This window comes from Micromonospora sp. NPDC049523 (assembly GCF_040676775.1).
Taxonomy (GTDB): Bacteria; Actinomycetota; Actinomycetes; order Mycobacteriales; family Micromonosporaceae; genus Micromonospora_G.
In genome coordinates this window covers 30,144-54,529 of sequence record NZ_JBFAPP010000002.1, presented here as the reverse complement: position 1 = coordinate 54,529, position 24,386 = coordinate 30,144, and the positions used below count along the sequence as shown (strand labels likewise).

At 71.6% G+C, this 24,386-nt stretch carries 21 protein-coding genes and 1 pseudogene; 5 read left to right on the top strand and 17 right to left on the bottom strand.

Going from position 1 to position 24,386, the window contains the following annotated elements; genetic code table 11:
* Positions 1-74 precede the first annotated feature (74 nt).
* From AB0J90_RS02745 to AB0J90_RS02730, 4 genes are all read right to left on the bottom strand, one after another.
* A complete protein-coding gene (locus tag AB0J90_RS02745; RefSeq protein ID WP_363591479.1) occupies positions 75-602 on the bottom strand; it encodes an NUDIX domain-containing protein in 528 nt (175 codons plus the stop codon).
* On the bottom strand, positions 599-2,488 hold the full coding sequence (gene lepA / locus AB0J90_RS02740) for a translation elongation factor 4 (RefSeq protein WP_363591477.1): 1,890 nt from the start codon (positions 2,486-2,488) through the stop codon (positions 599-601). Before lepA ends, AB0J90_RS02745 begins: the two co-directional genes overlap by 4 nt.
* 236 nt (positions 2,489-2,724) lie before the next feature.
* Positions 2,725-3,339: a DUF4240 domain-containing protein gene (locus tag AB0J90_RS02735; RefSeq protein ID WP_363591475.1), complete on the bottom strand. Its 615-nt coding sequence runs from the start codon at positions 3,337-3,339 to the stop codon at positions 2,725-2,727.
* Positions 3,340-3,433: 94 nt separating this feature from the next.
* On the bottom strand, positions 3,434-3,967 hold the full coding sequence (locus AB0J90_RS02730; protein WP_363591473.1) for a DUF4240 domain-containing protein: 534 nt from the start codon (positions 3,965-3,967) through the stop codon (positions 3,434-3,436).
* 214 nt (positions 3,968-4,181) lie between these two features.
* Here AB0J90_RS02730 and AB0J90_RS02725 point away from each other — a divergent pair, with 214 nt between their 5' ends.
* Positions 4,182-5,165, top strand: coding sequence for a phosphotransferase (locus AB0J90_RS02725; protein ID WP_363591471.1), 984 nt, complete (start codon positions 4,182-4,184; stop codon positions 5,163-5,165).
* Positions 5,166-5,311: 146 nt separating this feature from the next.
* Entirely contained in the window at positions 5,312-5,584 is a 273-nt protein-coding gene (gene rpsT / locus AB0J90_RS02720) for a 30S ribosomal protein S20 (protein WP_363591469.1), read from the top strand.
* A 487-nt stretch (positions 5,585-6,071) separates the two neighbouring features.
* Here the strand turns inward: rpsT and AB0J90_RS02715 are convergent.
* The 4 genes and pseudogenes from AB0J90_RS02715 to AB0J90_RS02700 all read right to left on the bottom strand — a co-directional run.
* Positions 6,072-6,389: pseudogene (locus AB0J90_RS02715) on the bottom strand (hypothetical protein); the annotation flags it as partial.
* A gap of 236 nt (positions 6,390-6,625) precedes the next feature.
* Positions 6,626-7,600: a DNA polymerase III subunit delta gene (gene holA / locus AB0J90_RS02710; RefSeq protein ID WP_363591467.1), complete on the bottom strand. Its 975-nt coding sequence runs from the start codon at positions 7,598-7,600 to the stop codon at positions 6,626-6,628.
* Positions 7,601-7,740: 140 nt separating this feature from the next.
* Positions 7,741-10,146 (bottom strand): ComEC/Rec2 family competence protein, encoded by a 2,406-nt coding sequence (locus AB0J90_RS02705; RefSeq protein WP_363591465.1) that lies wholly within the window; start codon positions 10,144-10,146, stop codon positions 7,741-7,743.
* Positions 10,143-10,916 carry a ComEA family DNA-binding protein gene (locus AB0J90_RS02700; RefSeq protein ID WP_363591463.1) on the bottom strand — a complete coding sequence of 258 codons (774 nt, stop codon included), beginning with the start codon at positions 10,914-10,916 and terminating at the stop codon, positions 10,143-10,145. The genes AB0J90_RS02705 and AB0J90_RS02700 overlap by 4 nt, the downstream gene beginning before the upstream one ends.
* A gap of 239 nt (positions 10,917-11,155) precedes the next feature.
* On the opposite strand from AB0J90_RS02700, the gene AB0J90_RS02695 reads away from it, so the two are divergent.
* The gene (locus AB0J90_RS02695; protein ID WP_363591461.1) at positions 11,156-11,830 is read left to right on the top strand and encodes a maleylpyruvate isomerase N-terminal domain-containing protein; all 675 of its coding nucleotides are present in this window, start codon (positions 11,156-11,158) and stop codon (positions 11,828-11,830) included.
* Between the two features lie 14 nt (positions 11,831-11,844).
* On the opposite strand, the gene AB0J90_RS02690 is transcribed toward AB0J90_RS02695, so the two are convergent.
* From AB0J90_RS02690 to pepN, 5 genes are all read right to left on the bottom strand, one after another.
* Positions 11,845-12,711 (bottom strand): DegV family protein, encoded by an 867-nt coding sequence (locus AB0J90_RS02690; RefSeq protein ID WP_363591459.1) that lies wholly within the window; start codon positions 12,709-12,711, stop codon positions 11,845-11,847.
* A gap of 132 nt (positions 12,712-12,843) precedes the next feature.
* Entirely contained in the window at positions 12,844-13,473 is a 630-nt protein-coding gene (locus tag AB0J90_RS02685) for a histidine phosphatase family protein (RefSeq protein ID WP_363591457.1), read from the bottom strand.
* A complete protein-coding gene (gene rsfS, locus AB0J90_RS02680; protein WP_363591455.1) occupies positions 13,470-13,868 on the bottom strand; it encodes a ribosome silencing factor in 399 nt (132 codons plus the stop codon). The genes AB0J90_RS02685 and rsfS overlap by 4 nt, the downstream gene beginning before the upstream one ends.
* Before the next feature lie 103 nt (positions 13,869-13,971).
* The gene (gene nadD / locus AB0J90_RS02675) at positions 13,972-14,565 is read right to left on the bottom strand and encodes a nicotinate-nucleotide adenylyltransferase (protein WP_326556244.1); all 594 of its coding nucleotides are present in this window, start codon (positions 14,563-14,565) and stop codon (positions 13,972-13,974) included.
* Positions 14,566-14,738: 173 nt separating this feature from the next.
* Positions 14,739-17,270 (bottom strand): aminopeptidase N, encoded by a 2,532-nt coding sequence (gene pepN, locus AB0J90_RS02670; RefSeq protein ID WP_363591453.1) that lies wholly within the window; start codon positions 17,268-17,270, stop codon positions 14,739-14,741.
* Between the two features lie 69 nt (positions 17,271-17,339).
* On the opposite strand from pepN, the gene AB0J90_RS02665 reads away from it, so the two are divergent.
* Positions 17,340-17,558 carry a DUF397 domain-containing protein gene (locus AB0J90_RS02665; protein ID WP_326556242.1) on the top strand — a complete coding sequence of 73 codons (219 nt, stop codon included), beginning with the start codon at positions 17,340-17,342 and terminating at the stop codon, positions 17,556-17,558.
* Positions 17,559-17,661: 103 nt separating this feature from the next.
* On the opposite strand, the gene AB0J90_RS02660 is transcribed toward AB0J90_RS02665, so the two are convergent.
* Both AB0J90_RS02660 and AB0J90_RS02655 read right to left on the bottom strand, forming a co-directional pair.
* Positions 17,662-18,540, bottom strand: coding sequence for an NAD(P)-dependent oxidoreductase (locus AB0J90_RS02660; protein ID WP_363591451.1), 879 nt, complete (start codon positions 18,538-18,540; stop codon positions 17,662-17,664).
* 144 nt (positions 18,541-18,684) lie between these two features.
* Positions 18,685-20,931 carry an FUSC family protein gene (locus tag AB0J90_RS02655; protein ID WP_363591449.1) on the bottom strand — a complete coding sequence of 749 codons (2,247 nt, stop codon included), beginning with the start codon at positions 20,929-20,931 and terminating at the stop codon, positions 18,685-18,687.
* A 286-nt stretch (positions 20,932-21,217) separates the two neighbouring features.
* Between AB0J90_RS02655 and trpS the strand changes: the two genes are divergently transcribed.
* Entirely contained in the window at positions 21,218-22,231 is a 1,014-nt protein-coding gene (trpS, locus tag AB0J90_RS02650) for a tryptophan--tRNA ligase (RefSeq protein ID WP_363591447.1), read from the top strand.
* 47 nt (positions 22,232-22,278) lie between these two features.
* Here the strand turns inward: trpS and AB0J90_RS02645 are convergent, their stop codons facing one another.
* Both AB0J90_RS02645 and obgE read right to left on the bottom strand, forming a co-directional pair.
* Complete coding sequence (locus AB0J90_RS02645; protein ID WP_363591446.1) at positions 22,279-22,740, bottom strand: GNAT family N-acetyltransferase; 462 nt, start codon at positions 22,738-22,740, stop codon at positions 22,279-22,281.
* 70 nt (positions 22,741-22,810) lie between these two features.
* Positions 22,811-24,310: a GTPase ObgE gene (gene obgE / locus AB0J90_RS02640; RefSeq protein WP_363591444.1), complete on the bottom strand. Its 1,500-nt coding sequence runs from the start codon at positions 24,308-24,310 to the stop codon at positions 22,811-22,813.
* Positions 24,311-24,386 lie beyond the last annotated feature (76 nt).

The following is a 24,386-nucleotide window of genomic DNA, read 5'->3' as shown; positions in this document are numbered from 1 at the left end:
CTCCTACTCAAGTCATCCACACCCTGTTGTGTGGTGACGGCATAGTGCCCGACCCGCTGAATTCTCAAACCGACTTAACATCCCAGTTGTCGTGCGGCAGCCCGAACGGCCTGGTCCATGGTTTCGAAGGCCAGTGTGGGCGGATCGGCCAGATCGAACCACGTCATCTCGGACGACTCCGCCGGATCGAGCCGGATCTCACCCGCGTCGATCGTGGCCAGGTAGAAGACATCCAGTACGGGCAGTGTCTCGCCCTGGTAGTCGTAGCTGCCGACGTACATGCCGACGAAGTCGCCGAGCTTGACCTCGACGCCGAGTTCCTCGCGTCCCTCCCGGACCGCGGCGGTGGCCGGGTGCTCCCACCCGTCGCAGAAGCCGCCCGGGGTTTCCCAGAGCCCCGAGCGGGGCTCGGCGGAGCGGCGCAGGGCCAGGAAGCGGGGCGTGACCGGGTCGCCGTCGAGCACGATCAGGCTGCCCGTCGGGCGGGCGTTGACGAACAGGTTGTACCCGCACGAGCCGCAGGCGGTGGGCGGGGCCCCGGGCAGCGGCGCACCGCAGCGCGGGCAGAACGACGCGTCCGTCCCGTACGCCCGCGGGCTCACTTCTTGCCGCCGCCCTTGCCGCCCTTGCCGTCGCCGGACTCGTCGGAGGAGAGCGCGGCGATGAATGCCTCCTGCGGCACCTCGACCCGGCCCACCATCTTCATCCGCTTCTTGCCTTCCTTCTGCTTCTCCAGCAGCTTGCGCTTACGGGTGATGTCACCGCCGTAGCACTTGGCGAGCACGTCCTTACGGATCGCCCGGATCGTCTCGCGGGCGATGACCCGGTTGCCGATCGCGGCCTGGATCGGCACCTCGAACTGCTGCCGTGGGATCAGCTTCTGCAGCTTCGCCGCGATGGTGACCCCGTAGTTGTACGCCTTGTCCTTGTGCACGATCGCGCTGAACGCGTCGACCGGCTCGCCGTGCAGCAGGATGTCCACCTTGACCAGGTCGGACTTCTGCTCGCCGGAGGGCTCGTAGTCCAGCGACGCGTACCCCTTGGTCCGGCTCTTGAGCTGGTCGAAGAAGTCGAAGATGATCTCGGCGAGGGGCAGGGTGTAGCGCAGCTCCACCCGGTCGGCGGAGAGGTAGTCCATGCCGAGGAGGTTGCCCCGGCGCCCCTGGCAGAGTTCCATCACCGCGCCGACGTAGTCGTTCGGCGTCAGTACGGTCGCCCGCACCACCGGCTCGTACACCTCGGCCACCCGGCCGGTGGGGTACTCGCTGGGGTTGGTCACGGTGATCTCGCTGCCGTCCTCCAGCAGCGCCCGGTTGACCACGTTCGGCGCGGTGGAGATCAGGTCGAGGTTGTACTCGCGCTCCAGCCGCTCCCGGATGATCTCCAGGTGCAGCAGGCCGAGGAAGCCGCAGCGGAAGCCGAAACCGAGCGCGCCGGAGGTCTCCGGCTCGTAGTCGAGCGCGGCGTCGTTGAGCTTGAGCTTGTCCAGCGCGTCGCGCAGGTTCGGGTAGTCCGAGCCGTCGATCGGGTAGAGGCCCGAGTAGACCATCGGCTTCGGGTCCTTGTAACCACCGAGCGCCTGCGTTGCCGGCCGGGAGTTGATGGTGACGGTGTCACCGACCCGCGACTGGCGTACGTCCTTCACGCCGGTGATCAGGTAGCCGACCTCGCCGACACCGAGCGCGGTGTGCTTCTCCATCTCGGGTGAGATGACACCGATCTCCAGCAGCTCGTGCACCGCGCCGGTGGACATCATCTTGATCCGCTCACGGGCCTCGATCCGCCCGTCGATCACCCGGACGTAGGTCACCACGCCCCGGTAGACGTCGTAGACCGAGTCGAAGATCATCGCGCGGGCCGGTGCGTCGGCGTCACCGACCGGCGGGTTGAACTGCCGCACGATCTCGTCGAGCAGGTACGGCACCCCCTCGCCGGTCTTGCCGGAAACCCGGATGCAGTCGCTCGGGTCGCACCCGATCAGGTGGGCCAGCTCCTCGGCGTACTTCTCCGGCTGGGCAGCCGGCAGGTCGATCTTGTTCAGCACCGGGATGATGGTGAGGTTGTTCTCCATCGCCAGGTAGAGGTTCGCCAGCGTCTGCGCCTCGATCCCCTGCGCCGCGTCGACCAGCAGCACGGCACCCTCGCAGGCGGCCAGCGAACGGGACACCTCGTACGTGAAGTCCACGTGCCCCGGGGTGTCGATCATGTTCAGTACGGCGTGCTCGCCCTGCTGCTCGCCCTCCCGTACGGTCCACGGCATCCGGACCGCCTGGCTTTTGATGGTGATGCCGCGCTCGCGCTCGATGTCCATCCGGTCCAGGTACTGGGCCCGCATCTGCCGCGGGTCGACCACGCCGGTGAGCTGCAACATCCGGTCGGCCAGGGTCGACTTCCCGTGGTCGATGTGGGCGATGATGCCGAAGTTCCTGATCCGGCCGGGATCGGTGGCACCAGGAGTGTTCGCGCCTGGGTCGGGCGTCGGTGGCACGGCGGTCCGTTCTAATCGGGCTGGCGAGCGGGTCGGGCTGGCAAGCTGGCATGGTCGGGCTGGTCAGCGGTACGCGACGGCCCGGCGGGCGGTACGCGTCGGTCGGCGCGGGGGCCGACCACTCTCTATGATCCCATGCCCTCCGGAAACCCCGGCGCAGCCCATCCGATCACCCCGAGCCCGCTCGGTCCCCCGCCGAACCCGCTCGCGCGTGATCTAGTTCCCGCTGACCCGGTTCACGCCACCGTCGAACGCCCAGCCGGCCGGTGTTCCTCCTCGGGTGTCAGCGGGAACATCCGCGCCAACCGGGGGAATCGGGCCGCGACCTCCTCCGGATCCGCCACGTCCCAGCGTGCGTCGGACGGATCCGGGGTGAGCTGCACGTCGAAGCCGTCGCGTTCCAGCACCTCGTCCAGCTCCTCGGACCCGTCGGTCACCCGCTCGTACGCCGTGTCCGCCACGTAGTCGAGCCCCTCCCAGTCCGGCCACTCGTCGTCGTCCCAGTCGCGCAGCGCCCGCCCGGCCAGTCGCCGTACCGCCGGCACCTCGGCCAGCTCGTCCGGATCACGCACGACCCGCTCGAAAACGTCCCGACCGAGTCCGACCAGCCACGCCTGGAAGTAGTGGAAACCGTCATCGGAACAGTGACCGGCACAGATCCGGTACGCCGCACCCCACAGCAGGTGGGTGTCGGCCCGGCGGCGCAGCTCGTCGAGGCGTACCGGAAAGTCCATGATCTCGGCGACCGGAAGCTCGGCGAGCCGGTCGGTGAGCCACTCCAGCCGGTCGTCCGGTGACCCGGCCGGTACCGCCGAGCGCTCGATCAGGTCCCAGAACCCGTCGATGTCCATGGCGCGACATTGTGCCGGTGGCCTACGACAACCCCCGGTCGTCGGGACGGCATCGACGGCGCGACGGCGCCGGTTCTCCACCCGACGGTGCCGGTCACTCGGCGGGCGGCTCCACGAAGAGTGCCGCGAGCCGGGGCAGCTGCTGGCGAGCGCTGGCCTCGTCGTCGAAGTCCCAGAACTCGTCCAGCTCCGGGTAGGCGGCGTGCTCCTGCGCCGGCAGCTCGCTCGCGGTCGCCTTCAGGTAGGCGTTGCGGGCCAGGTGCAGTACGTCCTCGGCCTCGAACTCCTCGCCGGTGACCGCCGCCTGGCGGACCGCGGGCAGCGCGGCCAGGGAGTCGGGGTCCTTGACCGCCTGGGCGAAGGTCGCCCGCCCCTGGAGGATCAGCCAGCAGCGGAAGTACTCGAAGCCGTCGTCGGAGCAGCCCCCGTTGATCAGGTACGCCGCACCCCAGAGATCCGCCCGGTAGGAGGCCGCCAGCACCCGCCACAGGTGCTGGTCGAAACCGGCGATCTCGGTCACGTCCCGGGCCGCCAGCAGGGCCACCGCCCGCGCGATGATCGCCTCGCTGTTGCCGTCGGCGCCGGTGCGGGCATCGTCGATCAGCGCCCAGAAGTCGTCGGTCCTCATGTCCCGGCAGTCTGGCAGACCGCTGTGACATCGCCCGCCACCCCCGCCGAAGCCACGCTCCGGCCGGTCTCCGCCCGGCCAGCGGCAACCTCGGCCCGCGGCGACGTCGGTCACCCCGACCAGCGGCGACGTCGGTCACGCCGACCGGCGGCGACGTCGGTCACGCCGACCGGCGGGAACGTCGGTCGGCGCTGGCTGAGGCAGGATGGTGGGCATGGCGAGTTCGTTACCGCTGGTGCCGTACGGTGCGACCGCCGTACGGCCGGACTGGGCCGACCTGCCGGCGGAGTTGCGCGCCGCGATCGGTGCCCGGCTCGGGGCCAGGGTCAGTTGGGCGACCACCGCCGGTGGCGGCTTCACCAACGGCTTCGCCGGGGTGCTCGACACCACCGCCGGGGACAGGGTCTTCGTCAAGGCCGCCTCGCTGGCCGACCAGCGCCACCTGAGCGACTGGTACGCCCGGGAGACCGCGATCATCGCCGCCCTGCCGCCCGACCTGCCGGTCGCCCGCCCCCGGTGGACCCTCATCGCCGCCGGGTACTTCGTGATCTGCCTGGACGCCGTCGACGGAAGGATGCCCGCCCTGCCGTGGCACCCGGCGGACCTGACCGCCACGCTGCACGCGTACGCGCGGGTGGCCGAGGCGCTGCGTGAACCCCCGGCCGAACTTGTCGCGCTGGGCCTGCCGCAGCTCGCCGACCTGCTCCGGGCCGACCTCTCCTGGTGGCGCGAGATCGTCGACGGGCACGAGCCGGTGCCGGCCGGGGTGCCGGCGAGCCTGCGTGACCGGCTGCCGGAGCTGGCCGCACTGGAGGGCCTGCTGCCCGGTTACGCGTACAGCACCAGCGTGATCCACGGCGACCTGCGGCTGGACAACGTACTCGTCGACCGGAGTGGGGCCGCGTGGCTCTGCGACTGGAACTGGCTCTGTTTCGGCCCCGCCTGGTTCGACCTGGCCGGCCTGCTGGTCACCGTGTACGCCAGCGGGCTGGACGCCGACCGGGCCTTCGCCACGCATCCCGCGACCCGCGACGTGCCGGTCGACGGGCTGGACGCCACGCTCGCCGCGCTCGCCGGATACTGGCTGGTCCGGGCGACGACGGAACCCTCCGGCGAGTCCCCGCACCTGCGGGCGCACCAGCGGTGGAGCGGCGAGACCGCGCTGAGCTGGCTGGCCACCCGGCGCGGCTGGCGGTGACCGGTTTTGGCCCCACCGGGCCGACCTGGTAACCTGGCTTTTCGCGTGTGGCGATGTAACTGTGTGTTGGTGCCCCTGAGGGCTTACGCCGATCGTCGCCCGTGCATCAAGCTGACCAACCCGAGCTATCAAGACGAGGCTGTCGCGTGGCGAACATTAAGTCCCAGATCAAGCGCAACCGGCAGAACGAGAAGCGCCGGCTGCGTAACAAGTCGGTCAAGTCGTCGCTGAAGACCGCCATCCGCAAGTTCAACGAGGCGACCGTCGCCGGTGACGCCGAGCAGGCCACCGCGTTGATGCGTGACGCCTCGCGCAAGCTTGACAAGGCTGTCAGCAAGGGCGTCATCCACCAGAACCAGGCGGCGAACCGCAAGTCGGCAATCGCCAAGCGCCTGGAGTCGCTCTCCGTCGCTGCCTGACGGACTCGACAGACTTCACCACTTACGCCCCGAGCCGCGAAGGCTCGGGGCGTAGCTGTGTCGTCTGCGGGCGTAGCTGTGTCGTCTGCACTGATCGCGCCTGCGCGGCGGTCACCCGTTACTCGTAGTGCGGGGCGCCGGACTGACGGGCCCGCTGCTGTGCGGGATCCACCGGGTCGGGCCATCGTCCGGTCTGCTGGCCGGGCCACTGCTCGGTCCGCTCCCCCGCCGCCGGGTGCGTGTTGGTGGGGCGTCCGATCGGCGTACGGCGGGTGCCGGCGTGGCCGGAGTTGGCCCGGATCCGGCTGGCGGCGGCCCGTCCCAGCACCAGCCTCGCGGCGGCGGGCAGGGCCTCCTCCGATTCCGGCTCGGTGGACTCGTCCGCGATGCCGAACGTGGCCGGGTTGCCGAACGTGGCCGGGTTGAGGGTGCCGTACGCGTCAGCCGCACCGACCGGCTCGTACGTGCTGATCCTGCACGAGTCGGGCACCCGGGCCCGGCCGACGACCGGCAGCATCTCGCGCCGGAACCGCTCCTGCTCCAGGTCGGGAACCCGGGCCGCGGAGCGGACCACCGCGGCGGCGACCAGGTCGTTCAGCTTGACCATGACGGCGACCGTCACCGGTAGGACCAGCACTCCCCACCAGTTGACGAGTTCGGCGAGCGCGAGCAGCAGACCGAGGGCCACCGTGCCCTCGAAGAAGAAGAAACAGAGCAGGCCACCTGGGTCGACGTGACGCAGCCGAAGGACGCGGGCGTACAGCGGGCGGACCCGTTCGTCGTCGACGGGTGGCGGTTCGTGCACCGGTTCGTGCAACCGCGGGTAGACCCGTACGGTCGGGTGCTCGGTGCGCGACGCCCCGTCGAGGTCGGCGCAGACCTCCGCGACCAGGCCGGGATAGCTCACGGCGATATCCGCGGCCACCATCGGGCCGTAATCCTCCAGTGCCTGCGACAGGTCGGGGTAGCTGGCGTCCTCGGCGGCACGGCGGCGCCGACCGGTGCGCAGCGGTCCGGGCAGCCGGAGATGGGGTGGTCCGCTCACCGCGTACCACTTCCCGTTCGGGCGGCGGCGACCGCGAAGACCGCCCGCTCCAGCGCGTACCCCCGGTCGTCGGCACCGCCCTTGACCGCGGCGTTGCACTCGGCGGCGGCCTGCATCGCGTCAACCAGCCCTTCCGGGGTCCAGCCACGACCCTGTCGCTGCGCCCGTTCGATTTTCCACGCCGGCATGCCGAGGCTGCTGGCCAGTTGGTACGCGCTGCCGCGCCCGGCGGAACTCACCCGCGCCACGGTCCGTACGCCGTCGGCGAGGGCGTCGGCGATCGGCACCGGGTCGACGCCGACGTGCAGCGCCCAGCGCAGCGCCTCCAGCGCGGCGGGCAGGTCACCGACCATGGCCGCGTCGGCGACGGTGAAGCCGCTCACCTCGGCCCGTCCCTTGTAGTAGCGGGCAACGGTGTCGGCACCGATCCGCCCGTCGGTGTCGGCGATGAGCTGCGCGCAGGCGGAGGCGAGTTCCCGCAGGTCGTTGCCGACCGAGGCGACCAGGGCCGAGGCGGCGTCGTCGCTGGCCTTGGCGCCGCCGCGCCGGAACTCGTCCCGGACGAAGGCGATCCGTTCCCGTTCACCCTTGAGCTTGGCCGCCGGGATCACGGTGGCGCCGGCTGACCGCAGCCCGTCGGCGAAGGCCTTGCCCTTGGCGCCACCGGCATGGGCCACCACCAGGTGGACGTCCGGGTCCGGGTTCTTCGCGTACGCGAGCAGCACGGTGACCAGGTCCTTGCGGGCGTCCTGGCCGTTGCGCAGCAGCAGTACCCGGCGACCGCCGAACAGGGAGGGGCTGAGCATCTCGGCGACCTCGCCGGGGTTGACCGATCCGGCCTCGTAGTCACGTACGTCGGCGCCGGAGTCGATCTCCCGGGCCGATGCGGCTGCCCCGGCGAGCGCCCGGGTGACGAGCAGCTCCTCGTCTCCGAGGACGAGCAGGATCGGGGCGAGGCTAACAGGGGTCACCTGAGCATCGTCGCACGGCAGGTGCGCGCGTCGGGCCTGGTCACCCCAGTACCCGTAGCCGAGCCCGCACTTAGCGCAAATCCAGGCATTTATCTTAATTCTGGCATAACGCGCTTTGACTGCTGGGTCAGCCGGCCCGGTCATCGCTCACCTGCGCCGAGTCCTCGTACGACCACCGCCAGCGCGCCATCGCGCCGGACCACGGCCAGGTCCCCGTCGGTGTCCGTACGCAGCACCCGGGCGCCGTTGCGGGCCAGTCTCGACAGCACGGCCGGGTTCGGGTGGCCGTAGTCGTTGTCCACCCCGACCGGGACCAGTGCCACCGCCGGCGCCACCGCGTCGAGGAAGCCGACCTCCTGATAGGCCGATCCGTGATGGGCCACCTTCAACAGTTCCGCCCGCAGTTCGGTGCCGGGCAGGCCGTCGAGCAACGCCCGCTGTTCCTCCTCCTCGGCGTCCCCGGCGAGCAGCACCCGTACGCCGCCGACCCGCGCCCGAAGCACCAGCGAGTTGTTGTTCGGGTCCGATCTGGTGCCCCGCATCGGGTACGGCGGACCGAGCAGGGTCAGTTCCACCTGGCCGGCGACGTACCGCCAGCCCGGACCGATGCCGCTGACCGGGATGCCGGCCGCCGCACCGGCCCGTTCGACGGCGGAACGGCCGGTGGTCGGCTCCGGCCACTGCGGAGTCACCACCGCACCGACCCGGCGCCCGCGCAGCACCCCGGCCAGCCCACCGACGTGGTCGGCGTGGAAGTGGCTGATCACCAGCAACGGCACCGACCGTACGCCGAGCCGACGCAGGCACCGGTCGGCCGCCGCCGGGTCAGGTCCGGCGTCGACCACGACGGCCCGGCCCGGCCCGATCGGCAGCACGGCGGTGTCACCCTGACCGACCGCGCAGAGCGCGAACACCCAGCCGTCCGGCGGCCAACCCGAGGCGACCAGGCGTACCGGTAACGCGCCGATCACCACCGCGACCGCGACCACCGCGACCAGCCGGCGGACCAGCGGATGCCGGGCGGCGACCAGCAGCGCCACGGTGAGCGCGCCGAGCAGCAGCCCACCGGCGACGCCATCCAGCCAGGGCAGTGTTCCGGCCGGCACCCGAGCCCCGTAACGCGCGACCAGCACCAGCCACCACGCCGGCCAGCTCCCGAGCCAGGCCGCGAACTCGGCGCCCGCCGGCCAGACGGGTGACACCGTGGCGGCGGCCACGCCGAGTACGGTGGCCGGCGCGATCGCCGGCACCGCAAGCAGGTTCGCCGGTACGGCCACCAGGCTGATCGTCCCGGACAGTCCCGCCACCACCGGGGCGCAGGTCAGTTGCGCAGCCGCCGGGATGGCCAGCGCCTCGGCCAGCCCCGCCGGCACTCCCCGAGCCCGCATCCGGTCCCGCCACTTCGGCGCCACCAGCAACAACCCACCCGTGGCCAGTACGGACAGTGCGAACCCGGCGTCACCGGCCAGCTCCGGATCGGCCACCACCAGCACCGTGATCGCGGCACCGAGTGCCGGCAGTGCCGCCCGTGGCCGGCCGACCGCCAGGGCCAGCAGACCGATCGCGCCCATGGTGGCCGCCCGGACCACACTCGGCGAGGGTCGGGCCAGGATCACGAAGCCGACCAGCGCGATCGCGCAGATCACGGCGGTCAGCCACGGGCCGGCGCGGGCCCAGCGGGCGCAGAGCAGCACCAATCCAACGACGATCGCGACATTTGCTCCCGAAACAGCGTTCAAGTGCGTCATGCCGGTGGTGAGGAAGTCGTCCTCGACGGCCGGCAGCAGTCGACTGGTGTCGCCGACCACCAGCCCCGGCAGCAGTCCGCCTGGCTCGTCGGCCAGGGGCAGGCAGGCGCGCTGCAACCCGGCCCGCAGGGTCCCGGCCACCCGCTGGGTCCACGAAGGCGTACCGATCCGCACGGGAGCGCTGTTCGCCGACAGTACGGCCGCCGTCAGGTCACCGCCGCGCGCCCGTGCCAACCGACCGCTGGCGGTCAGCCGCTGCCCCGGCAGCAGGTCGCGCCACTGCGGATCGGTGGCCAGCACCAGAATCCGCGCCGGGATCTCGATCTTCCGCTGGTCCGGCCCGCGCAGCCAGGACAGCTCGGCCGAGAGCAGCAGCATCGCCGGCCGTCCCGCCGCCCCGGCCACCGCACGCGGGTCGTCGCGTACGACCAGTTCGACGGTGACCGGCGCACGCGTACGGGACAACTCGGCCAACGGCTCCGCGTCCCGTACGCCGAGCCGGGCTGCCGTCGCCGCACTGCCGCACACCACCCCGATCAGTACGGCGACCGCGACCCAGCCGTACCGGCCGGCGAGCGGGCTGCGGTGCTGGAGCCAGGTCAGCCGGGCGGCGAGGGCCAGCGCGAATGCGGCGGTGACCAGGGCGATCAGCACTCCGGACCGGGCCGACAGGTAGAGCACGGCGAGGGCTGAGAGCCAGGTCGCCACCGCCACCCCGGCGAGCCGCAGGTCCGGTGGCGCCGTACGGGCGTCCGGCTCGACCGCTTCGCCCGCCTGGACCAGCGCTGCCGCGCTCATACCGTGACCAGTTCCTTGAGCTGCTCGTACCGGGCGTCGCCGATGCCGCTGACCTGCCGCAGGTCGCCCACCGAGCGGAAGCCGCCGCGCTGGTCACGATGGTCGAGGATGCGCTGGGCGAGCACCGGCCCGACGCCGGGCAGCGTGTCGAGTTGGGCGAGGGTGGCGGTGTTCAGGTTGACCTTGCCGCCGCCGGCCGCCGGGTCGGCGGGCTGTCCCGGACCGGCGGGTCCGGCGGCGACTCCGGGCGGGGCGGTCACCCCGACCAGGATCAGCTCGCCGTCGGTGACCTTGCGGGCCAGGTTGAGCAGCGCGACGTCGACGCCGGGCAGGGCACCTCCGGCGGCCGTCAGCGCGTCGGCGACCCGGGCTCCGGTGGGGAGCCGGACCAGGCCGGGTCGGCGTACCTTTCCGGCAACCGCGACGACCACCTCGGCTCCGGCGCTCGCGCTCGGGCCCGGAGCTGTCCCGGCGCTGGCGGATGTCGGCTCTTCGGCGCCCGGCGTGGCGGCGGCGACCGGCTCGGCCTGCGGGCGGGCCTGCCAGGCCCAACCGGCGGCGCCGAGCACCACCAGCACGGCCACCACCGCGAGCGCCCTGACCCCGCGCCGGCCAGGGTCGAACGCACCCGGCCCACCCAGCCCACTCGGCGCCGGGTTGTCACCCGGCGGGGGAACACCAACCCCCACCGGTACGGCCGGACGGGTCGCCCCGCCGCGCAGCAACCGGGCCAGCCGCTCCCGCACTCTGGTCTCGTCGTCATCGGACACCGGTCGGACGGTAGGCGAGGCGGACCGGTCGCGCCGCCGACCGAAGGTCTCCTGTGGACAACTCACCCACCTGTGGAAAACGCCCTGATCACGCTCGTATCTGCTAGGGCTCTCATCCCTCACGGGGATAGCTCATGATGCCGAAGAGTTCGGCTCGCTACAGCCGGCCGAACTCTTCAAGATCATGAGAACCACACCAACGGACGGAGGCTGACCGCCCGATTGGTACGTTGATCATCATGGCGCAGGCAGCGGTGTTGGACGTCTTCCGGGGCGAGGCCGAGCAGCTCACCCGAACACTCACCGGGCTGTCCGAGTCGGACTGGGACCGTCCCACCGCCTGCACCCCGTGGCGCGTACGCGACCTGCTCGCCCACCTCAGAGTGGTGATCGCCTGGCTGCCGGGGATGCTGGCGGCCGAACCACCGCCCCGCGCGGAGGTGGACGCGACGGCGTACTACCGGCCGGACGAGCGGTTCGCCCCGGACACCAACACGACCCGGATCGGGCTGGCCCAGGAGCACGCGGCGACGCTAGGCAGCGGAGACGTGCTGCTCGGGGACTTCACCGCCACCTGGCAACAGGTGGACAAGCTCTGCCGGGCCGAGCCGCACGACCGGGTCGTACGCACCCGGCACGGTGATCCGATGCTGTTGACGGAGTTCCTGCGTACCCGGGTGGTGGAGGTCGCGGTGCACGGCCTCGACCTGGCCGCGGCCCTGGACCGCCCACCGTGGCTGACCGCTCCCGCCGCCGAACTGGTCGAGGACCTGCTGGGCGGTACCACCGCGAGAAGCGCCCTTGGCTGGGACCGGCTGACCTTCCTACTCAAAGCCACCGGACGCACCCCGATCACCCCCGCCGAAACCGAGCGGATCAACCACCTCGGCATCCACTGGCTCACCCTGGGCTGAACAAAGGCGGAAGATCACGCCCGTCGGTGGACCACCACGCAGGCAAGCCCCGGTCCGGCGTGCGCACCGACCACCGCACCCGCCTCGGTGACGTGCCGGTCGTGCAGTCGGTCGCCGAGGCGTACGGCCAGCGCCTCGGCCAGGGCTTCCGCGCGCTCCGGCGCGGCCAGGTGGTGTACGGCGACGTCGACCGCCGACTCGTCGGCGGCGGCAACGGCCAGGTCGACCAGTCTGGCCAGTCCCCGGCTCGCAGTGCGCACCTTGTCCCGGACGGCGATCCGACCGTCACGGACGTGCAGGATCGGCTTGACCGACAGGGCGGTGCCGAACAGGGCCTCGGCGGCGTTGATCCGGCCACCCCGGCGGAGGAATTCGAGGGTGTCGACGTAGAAGAAGGTGAACGTACGGTCGATCGCGTCCCGGGTCGCCTGTGCCACCTCGGCCAGGTCGGCGCCGTGTGCGGCGGCTCGGGCGGCGGCCAGGGCGGGGAAACCGAGCCCCATCCCGGTGGACCGGGAGTCGATCACGGTGACCCGGTGGTCGAACTCGGCGGCGGCCAGCGTCGCCGCCTCGACCGTGCCCGAGAGTTCGGCGGACAGGTGCACCGACACGATCCCGGTCGCGCCCTGCTCGAACAGCCGGCGGTACGCGTCGACGAACTGCTCGGGTGACGGCCGGGAGGTGCTGACCGCGGCCCGGCGCCCGGTCATCGCCCGGGACACGTCGGCCGGTGACACCTCGATGCCCTCCAGCCCCGGCACCCCATTGAGGACGACCGTGAGCGGGACGACGGTGAGCCGGGTTTCAGCGGCAACCGCCGCCGGACCGGTGGGGGGATCCGGCAGGTAGGCGGTGGAGTCGGTGGCAACCGCGACGGGCATCCCGGCACGGTAGCTGATCTACCTGGTGACCGCTGCCGACGATATGGGTCGCGACCAGGATAATTGCCGGCAAATAACCAGTGAACGGCTGGGGAAGACAGCCGAAACGGGCCGGTCGGCCACCGCTACGGCTCAGATGGCGGCGGGAATCGGCTCGCGGGCGGCCGGGCCGACGTTGTGCGCGCGTAGCTGCCAGCCGCGTACCTCGTCGTGGCGCAGCTCGGTCCAGTGGCAGTTCTGCAACGAGCCGAGCGCGCGCAGGATCGGCGGCCCCCAGCCGAGCAGGTGACCGCACCCCTGCTTGGCGCCGCCGCCGTGGGTGGCGACCACGGTGGTGCCGCCGGGCTTGACGTCGGCCGCTGCCTGGAACGCGGTGCCGATCCGCTTGGCCAGGTCGTCCAGGGCTTCGACCTGGCAACCGGGATCGGCGTCACCGTTGCGCCAGCGGGCGTGCTCGGTCGGGAACCGGGCGGCGACCTCGGCCATGGTGAGCCCCTGCCACTGCCCGTAGAAACGCTCGCGCAGCCGGGCGTCGGTGCGTACCGGCAGCCCGGTCAGCGCGGCGAGGGCCTCCGCGGTGCGGGTGGCCCGTTGCAGGTCACTGGCGACGATGGCGTCCGGCTTCAGTTCGGCCAGCAGGGCCGCCGCGGCGGCGGCCTGTTCGAGACCCAGCGCGTTGAGCGGGGTGTCGGTCTGACCCTGGACGCGGTTGTCCGCGTTCCAGTCCGTGTTGCCGTGCCGCCAGATGATCAGTCGGGTCATTCGCCGTGGCCGGCGTCGGCGTCGACGAGGTCACGGTCCACGAACGGGATGATCGGGCAGTCCTTCCACAGCCGGTCGAGAGCGTAGAACTCGCGCTCCTCGGTGTGTTGGACATGCACCACGATGTCGACGTAGTCGAGCAGCACCCAGCGTCCGGCCCGCTCGCCCTCGCGCCGGACCGGCTTAGCCTTCTCCGAGAGGGTGAGCAGCTGCTCCTCGATCGCGTCGACGATCGCCTGTACCTGGCGCTCGCTCGGCGCCGAGGCGATCAGGAACACGTCGGTGATGGCCAGCTGGTCGCCTACGTCGATCAGGACGATGTCCTGCGCCTTCTTGTCAGCGGCGGCCTGTGCGGCGGCCAATGCCAGCTCGAGGGCGCGATCGGAAGCTGTCACCGTACTCCTTTGGGTCGACCATGAGACCTATCTAGCCTCTCACACGTGGCCGAGTTACGACTTGGCAGTTAGCGAACAACGGGTCGCAAACCGTGCCAAACCGTTACTGATAGAGCCGGCGTTTGGCAATGTACTGGACCACACCGTCGGGCACGAGGTACCAGACGGGCTCCCCCGCGGCCACCCGCGCCCGACAGTCGGTGGACGAGATCGCCATCGCCGGCACCTGGACCAGGCTCACCGAGTCGGCCGGCAGGTGCCGGGCGGAGAGTTCGAAACCCGGCCGGGTCACCCCGATGAAGTGGGCCAGCTCGAACATCTGGTCGGCGTCTTTCCACGACAGGATCTTGTCCAGCGCGTCCGCCCCGGTGATGAAGAACAACTGCGCCTTCGGGCCGTACTCCTCGTGCAGGTCGCGCAGGGTGTCGACGGTGTAGGTCGGGCCGTCCCGGTCGATGTCGGCCCGGCTGACCTGGAAGCGGGGGTTCGAGGCGGTCGCGATCACCGTCATCAGGTAACGGTCCTCGGGCGAGGAGACCGGCTCGTCGGCCTTCTGCCACGGGTGACCGGTGGGCACGAAGATGACCTCGTCGAGCCCGAACCGGTCGGCCACCTCGCTGGCCGCGACCAGGTGACCGTGATGGATCGGATCGAAGGTTCCGCCCATGATCCCGATTCGTCGGGTATCTTCCTCCACCGCTTGATCGTATGCCGGGACGGTCGGTCAACCGCCCCGGCATGACGCAGATCGCACCCGCTCGATCCTCCCCCTGCCTGGGGCCGGCGAGCCAGCCAGCGGCCAGGGGGCCGGCGAGCCAGCCAGCGGCCGGGCAGCGGTCAGAGCAGCCCGGCGGACCGGGACAGCAGCGGTCAGAGCAGCCCGGCGGACCGGGACAGCAGCGCCCGACGCAGGTCGTCGGCGGCGTCGGTCACCACCCGACGCAGCCCCGGGGTCAGGTCGTCGCGCTCCAGCAGCGCCGCGGCCAGCTCCCGGGTCCGCGGCTGCACGGCGTACTGGGGGAAGGCCAGCTTGGCCACCTGGTCGGCGGTCCAGGCCGTACGCAGCCGCGCCGCCGCTGGCATCTCGGTGAAGTACCGCTCCAGATAGGACTCGGTCAGCGCCTCCTGCTCCGGCTGCCAGAACCCGCCCGCGTTCGCCTCGACCAACCGGTTCGACAGCGAGGTGTCGCTGACGATGATCCGCCAGGCCCGCTCCTTCGCGGCCGGGTCCGGCAGCGCGGCACGGCACCGGGCGGCCCGTTCCTCGCCGGCCGCACTCCGGTCGGCGGCCAGTTCGGCGGCGATCTCCGCTTCCCCCGCCGCGCCGAGCACCACCAGCCGACCGACCAGCGACCAGCGCAGGTCGGTGTCGACGGCGAGCCCGTCCGGCACGTCGTCACCGGCCAGCCAGCCGGCCAGCCGGGCCGGGTCGGCACTCGCGCCGATCACGCCACGGGCGGCGGCGAGTTGCACCGAACCACCCGCCTCGGCGGTGCCGAGCAGCCGGTCGCAGGCCTGGGTGACGTAGCCGAGGGCGGCCAGCCGGCGCTCCGGGTCGAGGTAGCGGTCGATCAGCGTACGGGCCAGTTTCAGCACGTCCTCGACCACGATCACCTCGGTCTCGCCGGGGAGCGCGGCGAGGATCAACGCCACCAGGTCGGACACCGGCCGTTCCCCGTCGGTCACCGCGTCGATGGTGGCGGTCCAGAGCACCGCGCGGGCCAGCGAGTCGGTCAGACCGGGCAGGATCTGCGGTACGGCCACAGCCGACGCGTCGTCGAGGCGCACCTTGGCGAACGTCAGGTCGCCGTCGTTGAGCAGCAGCACCGCCGCGGCCGGTTGACCGGTCAGCCCGGTCAGCACGGTCCGTCCCTTGTCGACGGTCGGGTCCAGGTCGACCTCGATCCGGTCCCGCAGCACCGCCACCGGCCGGTCGGCCGAGTCCTCGGTGTCGTAACGCCCCACCCCGATCCGGTGCGGGCGCAGCACCGGGTGCTCCGGCGCGGCCGTCTGCACCACCGCCACCTCGGTGTACGTGCCGTCCTCGGCCACGCTCACCTCGGCGCGCAGGGTGTTCACCTGCGGGCGGCGCAGCCACAGCTCGGCCCACTCGGACAGGTCCCGGCCACTGGCCGTACTCATCGCGCCGAGCAGGTCGGCCAGGGTGGCGTTGCCGTACCGGTGGGCGGAGAAGTGCGCGTTCAGCCCGGCCAGGAACGCCTCGTCGCCGAGCCAGGCGACGAGCTGACGCAGCACCGAGGCGCCCTTGGCGTACGAGATGCCGTCGAAGTTGAGCAGTCCGGCGGCCGCGTCGGGTACGTCGGCCGGTGCGACCGGGTGGGTGGACGGGCGCTGGTCGGCCGCGTACCCCCAGCCCTTGCGGCGCAGGCCGAACGTGGTCCAGGCGCCGGTGAACCGGGTCGCCTCGGCGGTCACCCTGGTCCCCAGGTACTCCGCGAACGACTCGTTCAGCCACAGGTCGTCCCACCAGCGCATGGTGACCAGGTCACCGAACCACATGTGCGCCATCTCGTGCGCGATGGTGGTGGCCCGCAGTTCCCGCTCGCTGTCGGTGACCGCCGACCGGAAGACGTAGTCGTCCCGGATCGTCACCAGACCGGGGTTCTCCATCGCACCTGCGTTGAACTCGGGCACGAACGCCTGGTCGTACTTGCCGAACGGGTAGCGGACGTCGAACAGCTCGTGGAACCGGTCCAGGCACTGCTTGGTCACGGTGAAGATCTCGTCGGCGTCCCGGTCCAGGTGCTCGGCCATCGACCGGCGGCAGAAGATGCCGAGCGGGATGCCGTCGTGCTCGTCGTACCGGGCGTGGTACGGGCCGGCGATCAGCGAGGTGAAGTACGTGGCCAGCGGTACGGTCGGGGCGAACTCCCACCGGCCGCCGGTCGGCGGGTGCAGCGGGGCGCCGTTCGCGGCGACGAGCCAGTTCTCGGGTGCGGTCACGCTCAGCGTCACCGGTGCCTTCAGGTCGGGCTGGTCGAAGCTGGCAAAGATCCGGGGTCCCTCGTCGAGGAATGCCATGGCGTAGAGGTACGCCTCGCCGTCGGCCGGGTCGACGAATCGGTGCAGCCCCTCGCCGGTGTTCGAGTACGCCATCTCCGCCTCGACGGTGAGCGTGTTCTCGCTCCGCAGCCCGGTCAGCACAAGACGGTCGTCGGCGAGCGTCGCCGGATCGATCGTCGTGTCGTTGAGCCGTACGCTGGTCAGTTGGGCCGGCTTGATATCGACGAAGGTGGTGCTATCGGGGGTGGCCCGGAAGCGGATCGTGGTGACGGACCGGAAACCGGTGTCACCGGCGGTCAGGTCAAGATCAATTTGGTACGACTCGACGGTCAGCAGCGCGGCGCGCTCGGCCGCCTCGACCCGGGTAAGGCTCGGCATCCGCATATCCTGCAACATGAAGAGTGGAAAGGCTTTCCCATGACGGATCGCGCAGTGGAGGAACCGACGATGGCGCAGCACCCGAAGGGCGACTTCGACCTGTCCCGCGCGGTGTGGCAGCGGGCCGAGGGCGACACGTCCGAAGCGGCGGTGGAGGTCGCGTTCGTGGACGATCTGATCGGCATGCGCAGCTCCGCCGAACCCGACGGCCCGGTGCTCGTCTTCACCCAGGCCGAGTGGGACGCGTTCGTGGCCGGCGCCCAGGACGGCGAGTTCGACCTGGAGTAGCACTCCTGTCGCGGGTCATCCGAGCGGCCATTTCGTTGGCCGGCCGGATGACCCGCGACGGGCTGCCGGCCCGCCCACGGAAGCAGCCTGCTGGACGACGCGGTCACGCGGGGCCCGGTGTCATCGCCCGCGCGACCACCGTCAGGTCGTCGCCGCCGAACCCGCGGTCCACGATGCGCCGCCACTGCGCCGCGAGGCAGCCCGCGACGGTGAACTCCGCCGGGTCGACCGCGTCGAGCGCGAGCAGCAGGTCCTTGAGCGCCAGGGACAACGGGAACTCTGGCGAATAGTCGTCGCGTGCCATCCGGGGCAGCTTCCCCTCCGCCCACGGCGGCACGATCGGGTTGCCGGCCAGCGCGGTCAGCACCGTCTCCGTACCGATCCCGAGCGCGTGCGCCATCGCGACCGACTCGGAGACCCCCTCGGCGAGGAACGCCAGCAGCATGTTGTTGACCAGTTTGAGCCGGGACCCCTGCCCGGCCGGGCCGACCCAGAGGGTCCGCTGGCCGAGGGCGTCGAACAGCGGTGCCAGCCGGTCCCGTGCCTCGATCGGCCCGGACGCGTAGATGGACAGCTTCCCCGCCTCGGCCGGTCCGCGGCTGCCGGCCACCGGGGCGTCGACGTACACCACGTCCGGGCGCTCCCGTTGCACCAGCGCGGCGAGCCGCTCGGTGCCGGCCACCCCGATCGTGCTCATCTGCGCCCAGATCGCCCCCGGCGGCAACGCGGCGAGCGCTCCCTGGTCGACCACGATGGCGGTGACCGCGACGATGTCGGTCACCATGGTGACCGCGATCGCCGCCCGGCCGGCCGCCTCGGCCGCGCTACCGGCCACCTGCGCGCCGAGATCGGCCAGCGCCTGCGCCGACCCGGGTGTCCGGTTCCAGACCACCGTCGGCAGGCCGGCCCGCAACGCGTTCGCCGCCATCGGCCGACCCATGCCGCCGAGGCCCAGGAAAGCGACCGTCTGCTGCTGCGCCATGGCACCCCCTCCGCCGCCCGTCCGGGCTCGTCTCCAGGCTGCGGCGCGGCCCGGTCCGGCGGGCGGCCGTACGCCGGATCTGGGCGAACATCGGCCGGTCCTACCCGGACGGCTGACCTCGTCCGCGCGCCCGTGCCGGAGTTGCTAGCGCAGGGGCAGTTCGGTGGACGTACCGTCGATCTCGGTCTGGATCCGGTTCAGGTGCGCGGTCAGGCAGATCAGCCAGACCTCCAGGTCGACCAGGTCCAGCGCCGATGCGCGGGTCCCGCCGATCCGCAGCAGCGTACGCAACCGGGCCGCCAGGTCGTCGGGCCCCGGTGGTGGCGTCACCGAGTTCGCCCGCCCGCCCCGCCCCAACTGGTCCGCGACATCCCCGTACGCGCCCCGTACCCGGTGGGCGAAGTCGTCCAACGGCCCCGCCACCTCGTCGGTCAACAGCGGGTACGGCGGCGGCCGCAGATCCCGTCGGGCCTGCCCACCGCGCACCATCTCGTGCCCGGCGATCAGCACCGCGCTCCAGTCCACGCCCTCGTTGCGGCGGGCCGGCTGCTCCGCCTGGTACTGGATCATCGAAGCCTCGGCGAGCACCATCGCCCGGTGCGCCCGGCCCAGTTCCCCCCGGTCCGGTTGACGGCCGGTCAGCACGTCGACCGTCTCCTCGGTCGACGCCGCCGCCGCATCCAGGTAGCTCGCCAGCGACCGGCGCAGTTCGCCACCCCCGCCGCGCGGCCAGAGCAGCAGCCCGGCCAGCACCCCGATCACCGCACCGACCAGCACGTCCGTGAACCGGGCCTGCACGATCCGCAGGCTCGCCGGGCCGATCTGGGCGAACAGGGCGGTGAGCAGGAGCGTGACGAAGCCCTGCCCCCAGGCCAGCCCGAGCAGCGGGCCGACCGCGAAGGCCAGCACCATGGCCACCGGCAGAATCCCCCGGTAGACCTCCGGCCGGTCGGTGACCAGCAACAGTCCCGCCCCGGCGGCCGCGCCGAGCACCGTGCCGATCACCGCCGGCCGCAACGTCGTACGGGTGTCGGCGGCCGACGTACGCAACAGGGTGAGCGTGGCCAGCAGCACCCAGAAGCCGTGGTCGAGGTTCAGGTAACCGGCCACCACCCGAGCCGTCGCCAGTGCCAGGGCGATCCGCGCCGCGCCCTGGAAGTGCACCGAACGCGGAGTCAGGTGCACCCGGTACCGCTGCCAGTAGAGCGCGACCATCGGACGGTGCGCGTACTCGAACGGATGGTGCCGCTGGCCGGGCTCCGGCTTCATCCGGGTGATCGGCAGCCGGGCGACGATCCGGGCCGCGGTGTTCAGGATCGGCGCCTGCTCGACCACCCGCAGCACGATCGCGTCCAGCCACAACCGGGCCAGGCCCGGCTCCTGGGCCTGCTCGCCGCGCGGCCGGGCCCAGATCTCCTCGATCAGCCGGTGCAGCCGCAGCGGCTCCGCGGCATCGGCCGGCTTCCCCTGGCCGACGAGGGTACGGCCGGCCGCCCTGATCTGGTCCGCCCCCTGACGCAGCAGCCAGTCCAGGTCACTGTCGGGGGTTCCCGGCGTGCCGGGCGGCGGCGGTGCACCGACCGGGGCGGACGATCCCGGCAGTGCCGTGTCGACGGCCAGCCGGTCGCCGAAGTCCAACGCCTCCCGTAACGCCACCGCCGCGTCGCGCATCGCCCGGTCCCGACGGCCTGCCGACGTCGGTCGTTCGGTCGGCGGCAACTCCTCGAACGCCAACTGGTCCACCGCCCGACCCGCCCGGGCCTGCCGCCGAGCCGGCTCCGGCCCCGGATCGACCCGGCCGGACAACGCGTCGGCGAGCACGTCGAGAAAGTCCGCGACGGCGTCCGCCGCCGCGGCGAGCCGCCTCGGATAGGACACCAGGGTCACCCGGTCGGGCCAGAGCACCAGTTCGGCCAGGATCAGCAGCAACGCGCTCACTGTCACCCCGGCCAGCCGCTCGCCGAGCGTGCCGGGCGCGTACGGGCCGAAGGAGGACAGGATGTAGAACAGCTGCAACCCGGCCGCCACCCCGGCCAGGCGTGGCCCGCCGACCCCGATGAAGGCGACCACGAATCCGACCACCACCATGCCGCCGGCCGCCGCCCAGATGTTGCCGGCCAACAGGGTGCCGGCGACGACCAGCACCCAGGTCACCGGAAGCGCGGTGATCAGCACCCGGGCCCGCTCCCGCGGGGTGGCCGGCAACTGGGCGAGCACCCCGACGGCGAAGACGGTGAAGACCGAATAGAGCGCCATGGTGGTGCTGTCGAGCAGGTAGATGCCGCCGTAGAAGACCAGGACGCCGATGAGCGTCAGGCGTACGGCGCGGCGGATGATCCGGTAGCCGGGGTCACGTCGACTCAACCAGGCCACGACGGCGCGGCTGCCCACGGATCCCTCCGATGCTCGCCGACCCGGTCAGCTCCTCACGATCGGAAAACGATCACCTGGACGCGGCGTTACGGGGATGCGCCGTCCGGCCACCCGCACGGGGCACCGGATCCGGTGGGTTAAGCTGGGCGCGTGCGGATGACAACCAACGGCTGGCGGGCCCCCTGACGGGCGGCCACGCATCCGCGCACCCCGAGACAGCACCACGGCCGCCCCACCCGGGCGGCCGTTGACGTATGCGCACCCGGGACGGGCAGGTCGCGACGTACTCCCGAAGGAGCCCCCGATGACCGCGACCCCGACGATCACCCGGACCGTGCCGAAACGCCGGCTGACCGGCCTCAAACCCACCGGCTCGCTGCACCTGGGCAACCTGCTCGGCGCGATCCGGCCGGTGGTCGACGCCCAGTACCGGGCCGAAACCATCGTCTTCCTCGCCGACCTGCACGCGCTCACCGTGGCCCACGAACCGGCCCGGGTACGCGAGCGGACCCTGGAACAGGCGACCATGCTGCTCGCCGCCGGTCTCGACCCGGACCGGGCCATCCTCTACGTCCAGTCCCAGTTGCCGGAGCACACCGAACTGCACTTCCTGCTCGAATGCGCGACCGGGGTCGGCGAGGCCCAGCGGATGATCCAGTTCAAGGAGCAGTCCGCCGCCCAGCAGCAGCACGTACGGCTGAGCCTGCTGACGTACCCGGTGCTGATGACGGCCGACATCCTGCTGCACGACGCCGAGGAGGTACCGGTCGGCGAGGACCAGAGCCAGCATCTCGAACTCGCCCGGGACGTGGCGATCCGGTTCAACACCCGCTACGGCGAGACCTTCACCGTGCCGCGCGCCGTACACCCGGAGGTTGCCACCAGGGTGATGGAGCTGAGCGACCCGACCGCCAAGATGGGCAAGACCACCAGCGCGGACGCGGGCACCATCTACCTGCTCGACCCGCCCGAGGTGATCCGGCGCAAGGTGACCCGCGCGGTCACCGACTCGGGCCGGGGCGTCGCGTACGACCCGGAGAACCGGCCCGGTCTGGCGAACCTGTTGGAGATCCTCGCCGCCTGTGTGGACGCCCGCCCGGCCGACCTGGCCGACGAGTTCACCTCGTACAGCAAACTCAAGCGGGCGGTCGCGGAGGCGGTCGAGGCGCTGCTGCGCCCGATCCAACTGCGTCACGCCGAACTGACCCGCGACCCCGGTTACGTGCGGCGGGTACTGGCGGAGGGCGCCGAACGGGCCCGCGACGGCGCCACCGACACCGTGCACCGGGCCAAACGCGCCATCGGCCTGCTCACCTGAAGAGCAGCAACCCGGTGTACGGGGAGATCACGCTCCCCGTACACCGGTCACGCCGCAACTAAGATCCGCTTCTCGAAGCAGGCGCTGTACGGGTTGCCGACGTACCGGCCGTACACCGGGATCTCGGTGTAGCCCGACGAACGGTAGAGCGCCAACGCCGACGGCAGGTACGTGCCGGTCTCCAACCGCAACACGGAGTGACCGGCCCAGAAGGCCAGTTCCTCCAGCGCGGCGAGCAGCTGCCGTCCCACACCACGCCTGCGGTGGGCCGGTCGGACGTACATCCGCCTGATCTCGGCGGTGCTGGGATCGATCGACTGGATTGCCCCGCAGGCCACCGCACGCCCGTTGACCACGCCAACCAGGTGCTGTACGTCGTCAGGGGCGGGAAAGGAGTCGTCCACCGCGCCGACGCCGACCGGCCGGTTCGCCTCACGTAGCTCCCGCTGCTGTGCGGTGAGCAGGGCGACGAGTTCCGGATCGGAGCATGGACGAGACTCGATCAACATCCACTCAGGGTAATCAGACGGCATTTCGCCCAGGTTTCCCGAAAGTGGCGCCAATAGAGCGCGAATCCGTCTAGTCGGCGGTGTTGTCCCCGCCGCCGACGGTCACCGGTGCGTCGTCGAGGTTGGCGGCAGCCGCCGCGGCGAGGGCCGCCTGCGACTCCTCGTCGGAACGCACCCGCCGGGCCTTGCGAGCGGCCAACCGCTGCGAGGCCGACGGACGCGACGACTGGGTTTCCAGCCGGATGTCGGTGCCCCGGTTACCGGGCGTGAAGTCCGCACCGGCGTAGAGCGTCGGCTGCCAGTCGAACTCGCGTACGCCGATCCGGACCAGGCTGCCGGCCACCGCACCGGCCTTGGCGAGCTTCTCCTCGACGCCCAGTCGGGCCAGCCGGTCGGCGAGGAAGCCGACCGCCTCGTCGTTGTCGAAGTTCGTCTGCCGCACCCAGCGTTCCGGGCGCGGGCCGTGCACCACGAACGCCCCGTCCGGGGTGGCCTCGATGGTGAATCCGGCGTCGTCCACCGCGACCGGACGGAGCACGATCCGGGTCGGTTCGAGCACCGGCGCCGCCGCCCGGGACTGCTCGACCAACTCCGCCATCGCGAAGGTCAGCTCCCGCAACCCGACCCGGGTCGCCGCCGACACCTCGAAGACCCGCAGACCACGGGCCTCGATGTCGGCCCGGGTGATGTCGGCCAGGTCCTGCCCGTCTGGCACGTCCACCTTGTTCAGTACGACGATCCGGGGCTTGTCGGCCAGACCGCCGTACTCGGCCAGCTCGACCTCGAGGGCGTCGATGTCGGCGAGCGGGTCCCGGCCCGGCTCCAGCGTGGCGGTGTCCACCACGTGTGCCAGCACCGAGCAGCGCTCGATGTGCCGCAGGAACTGCAGCCCGAGGCCCTTGCCGCTGGCCGCGCCCGGGATCAGACCCGGTACGTCGGCGACGGTGAAGGTGTGGTTCTCCACCCGTACCACGCCGAGGTTCGGCACCAGGGTGGTGAACGGGTAGTCGGCGATCTTCGGCTTGGCGGCCGAGATCACCGAGATCAGCGACGACTTGCCGGCCGACGGGAAACCCACCAGGCCGACGTCGGCGACGCTCTTGAGCTCCAGTACGACGTCGATCTCGTCGCCCGGCTCACCCAGCTCCGCGAAACCCGGTGCCTTGCGCCGGGCATTGGCCAGCGACGCGTTGCCACGTCCGCCGCGCCCGCCACGGGCGACCTCGAAGGTGGTGCCGGCGCCGGTCATGTCGGCCAGCACCTCGCCGGTGGTGCTCAGCACCACCGTGCCGGCGGGCACCTTGAGGACCAGGTCGCCGCCGTTGGCGCCGTCGCGGTTGGAGCCGGCGCCGCCCTTGCCGTTGTCGGCCTTGATGTGCGGCCGGAAGTGGAAGTCGAGCAGGGTGTGCACCTGCGGGTCGACAACCAGCGACACGCTGCCGCCGTGGCCGCCGTTGCCACCGTCCGGGCCGCCGAACGGCTTGAACTTCTCCCGGTGGATCGATACGCAGCCGTGCCCGCCGTCGCCGGCCCGCAGATGCAGGACGACCCGGTCAACGAAGGTAATCACGACGCCAATCCTCTCCGCGGGGCCTATCCCCGCGACAACCACCGACCCGCGACATCGACCCGGTCTCGTACCACGC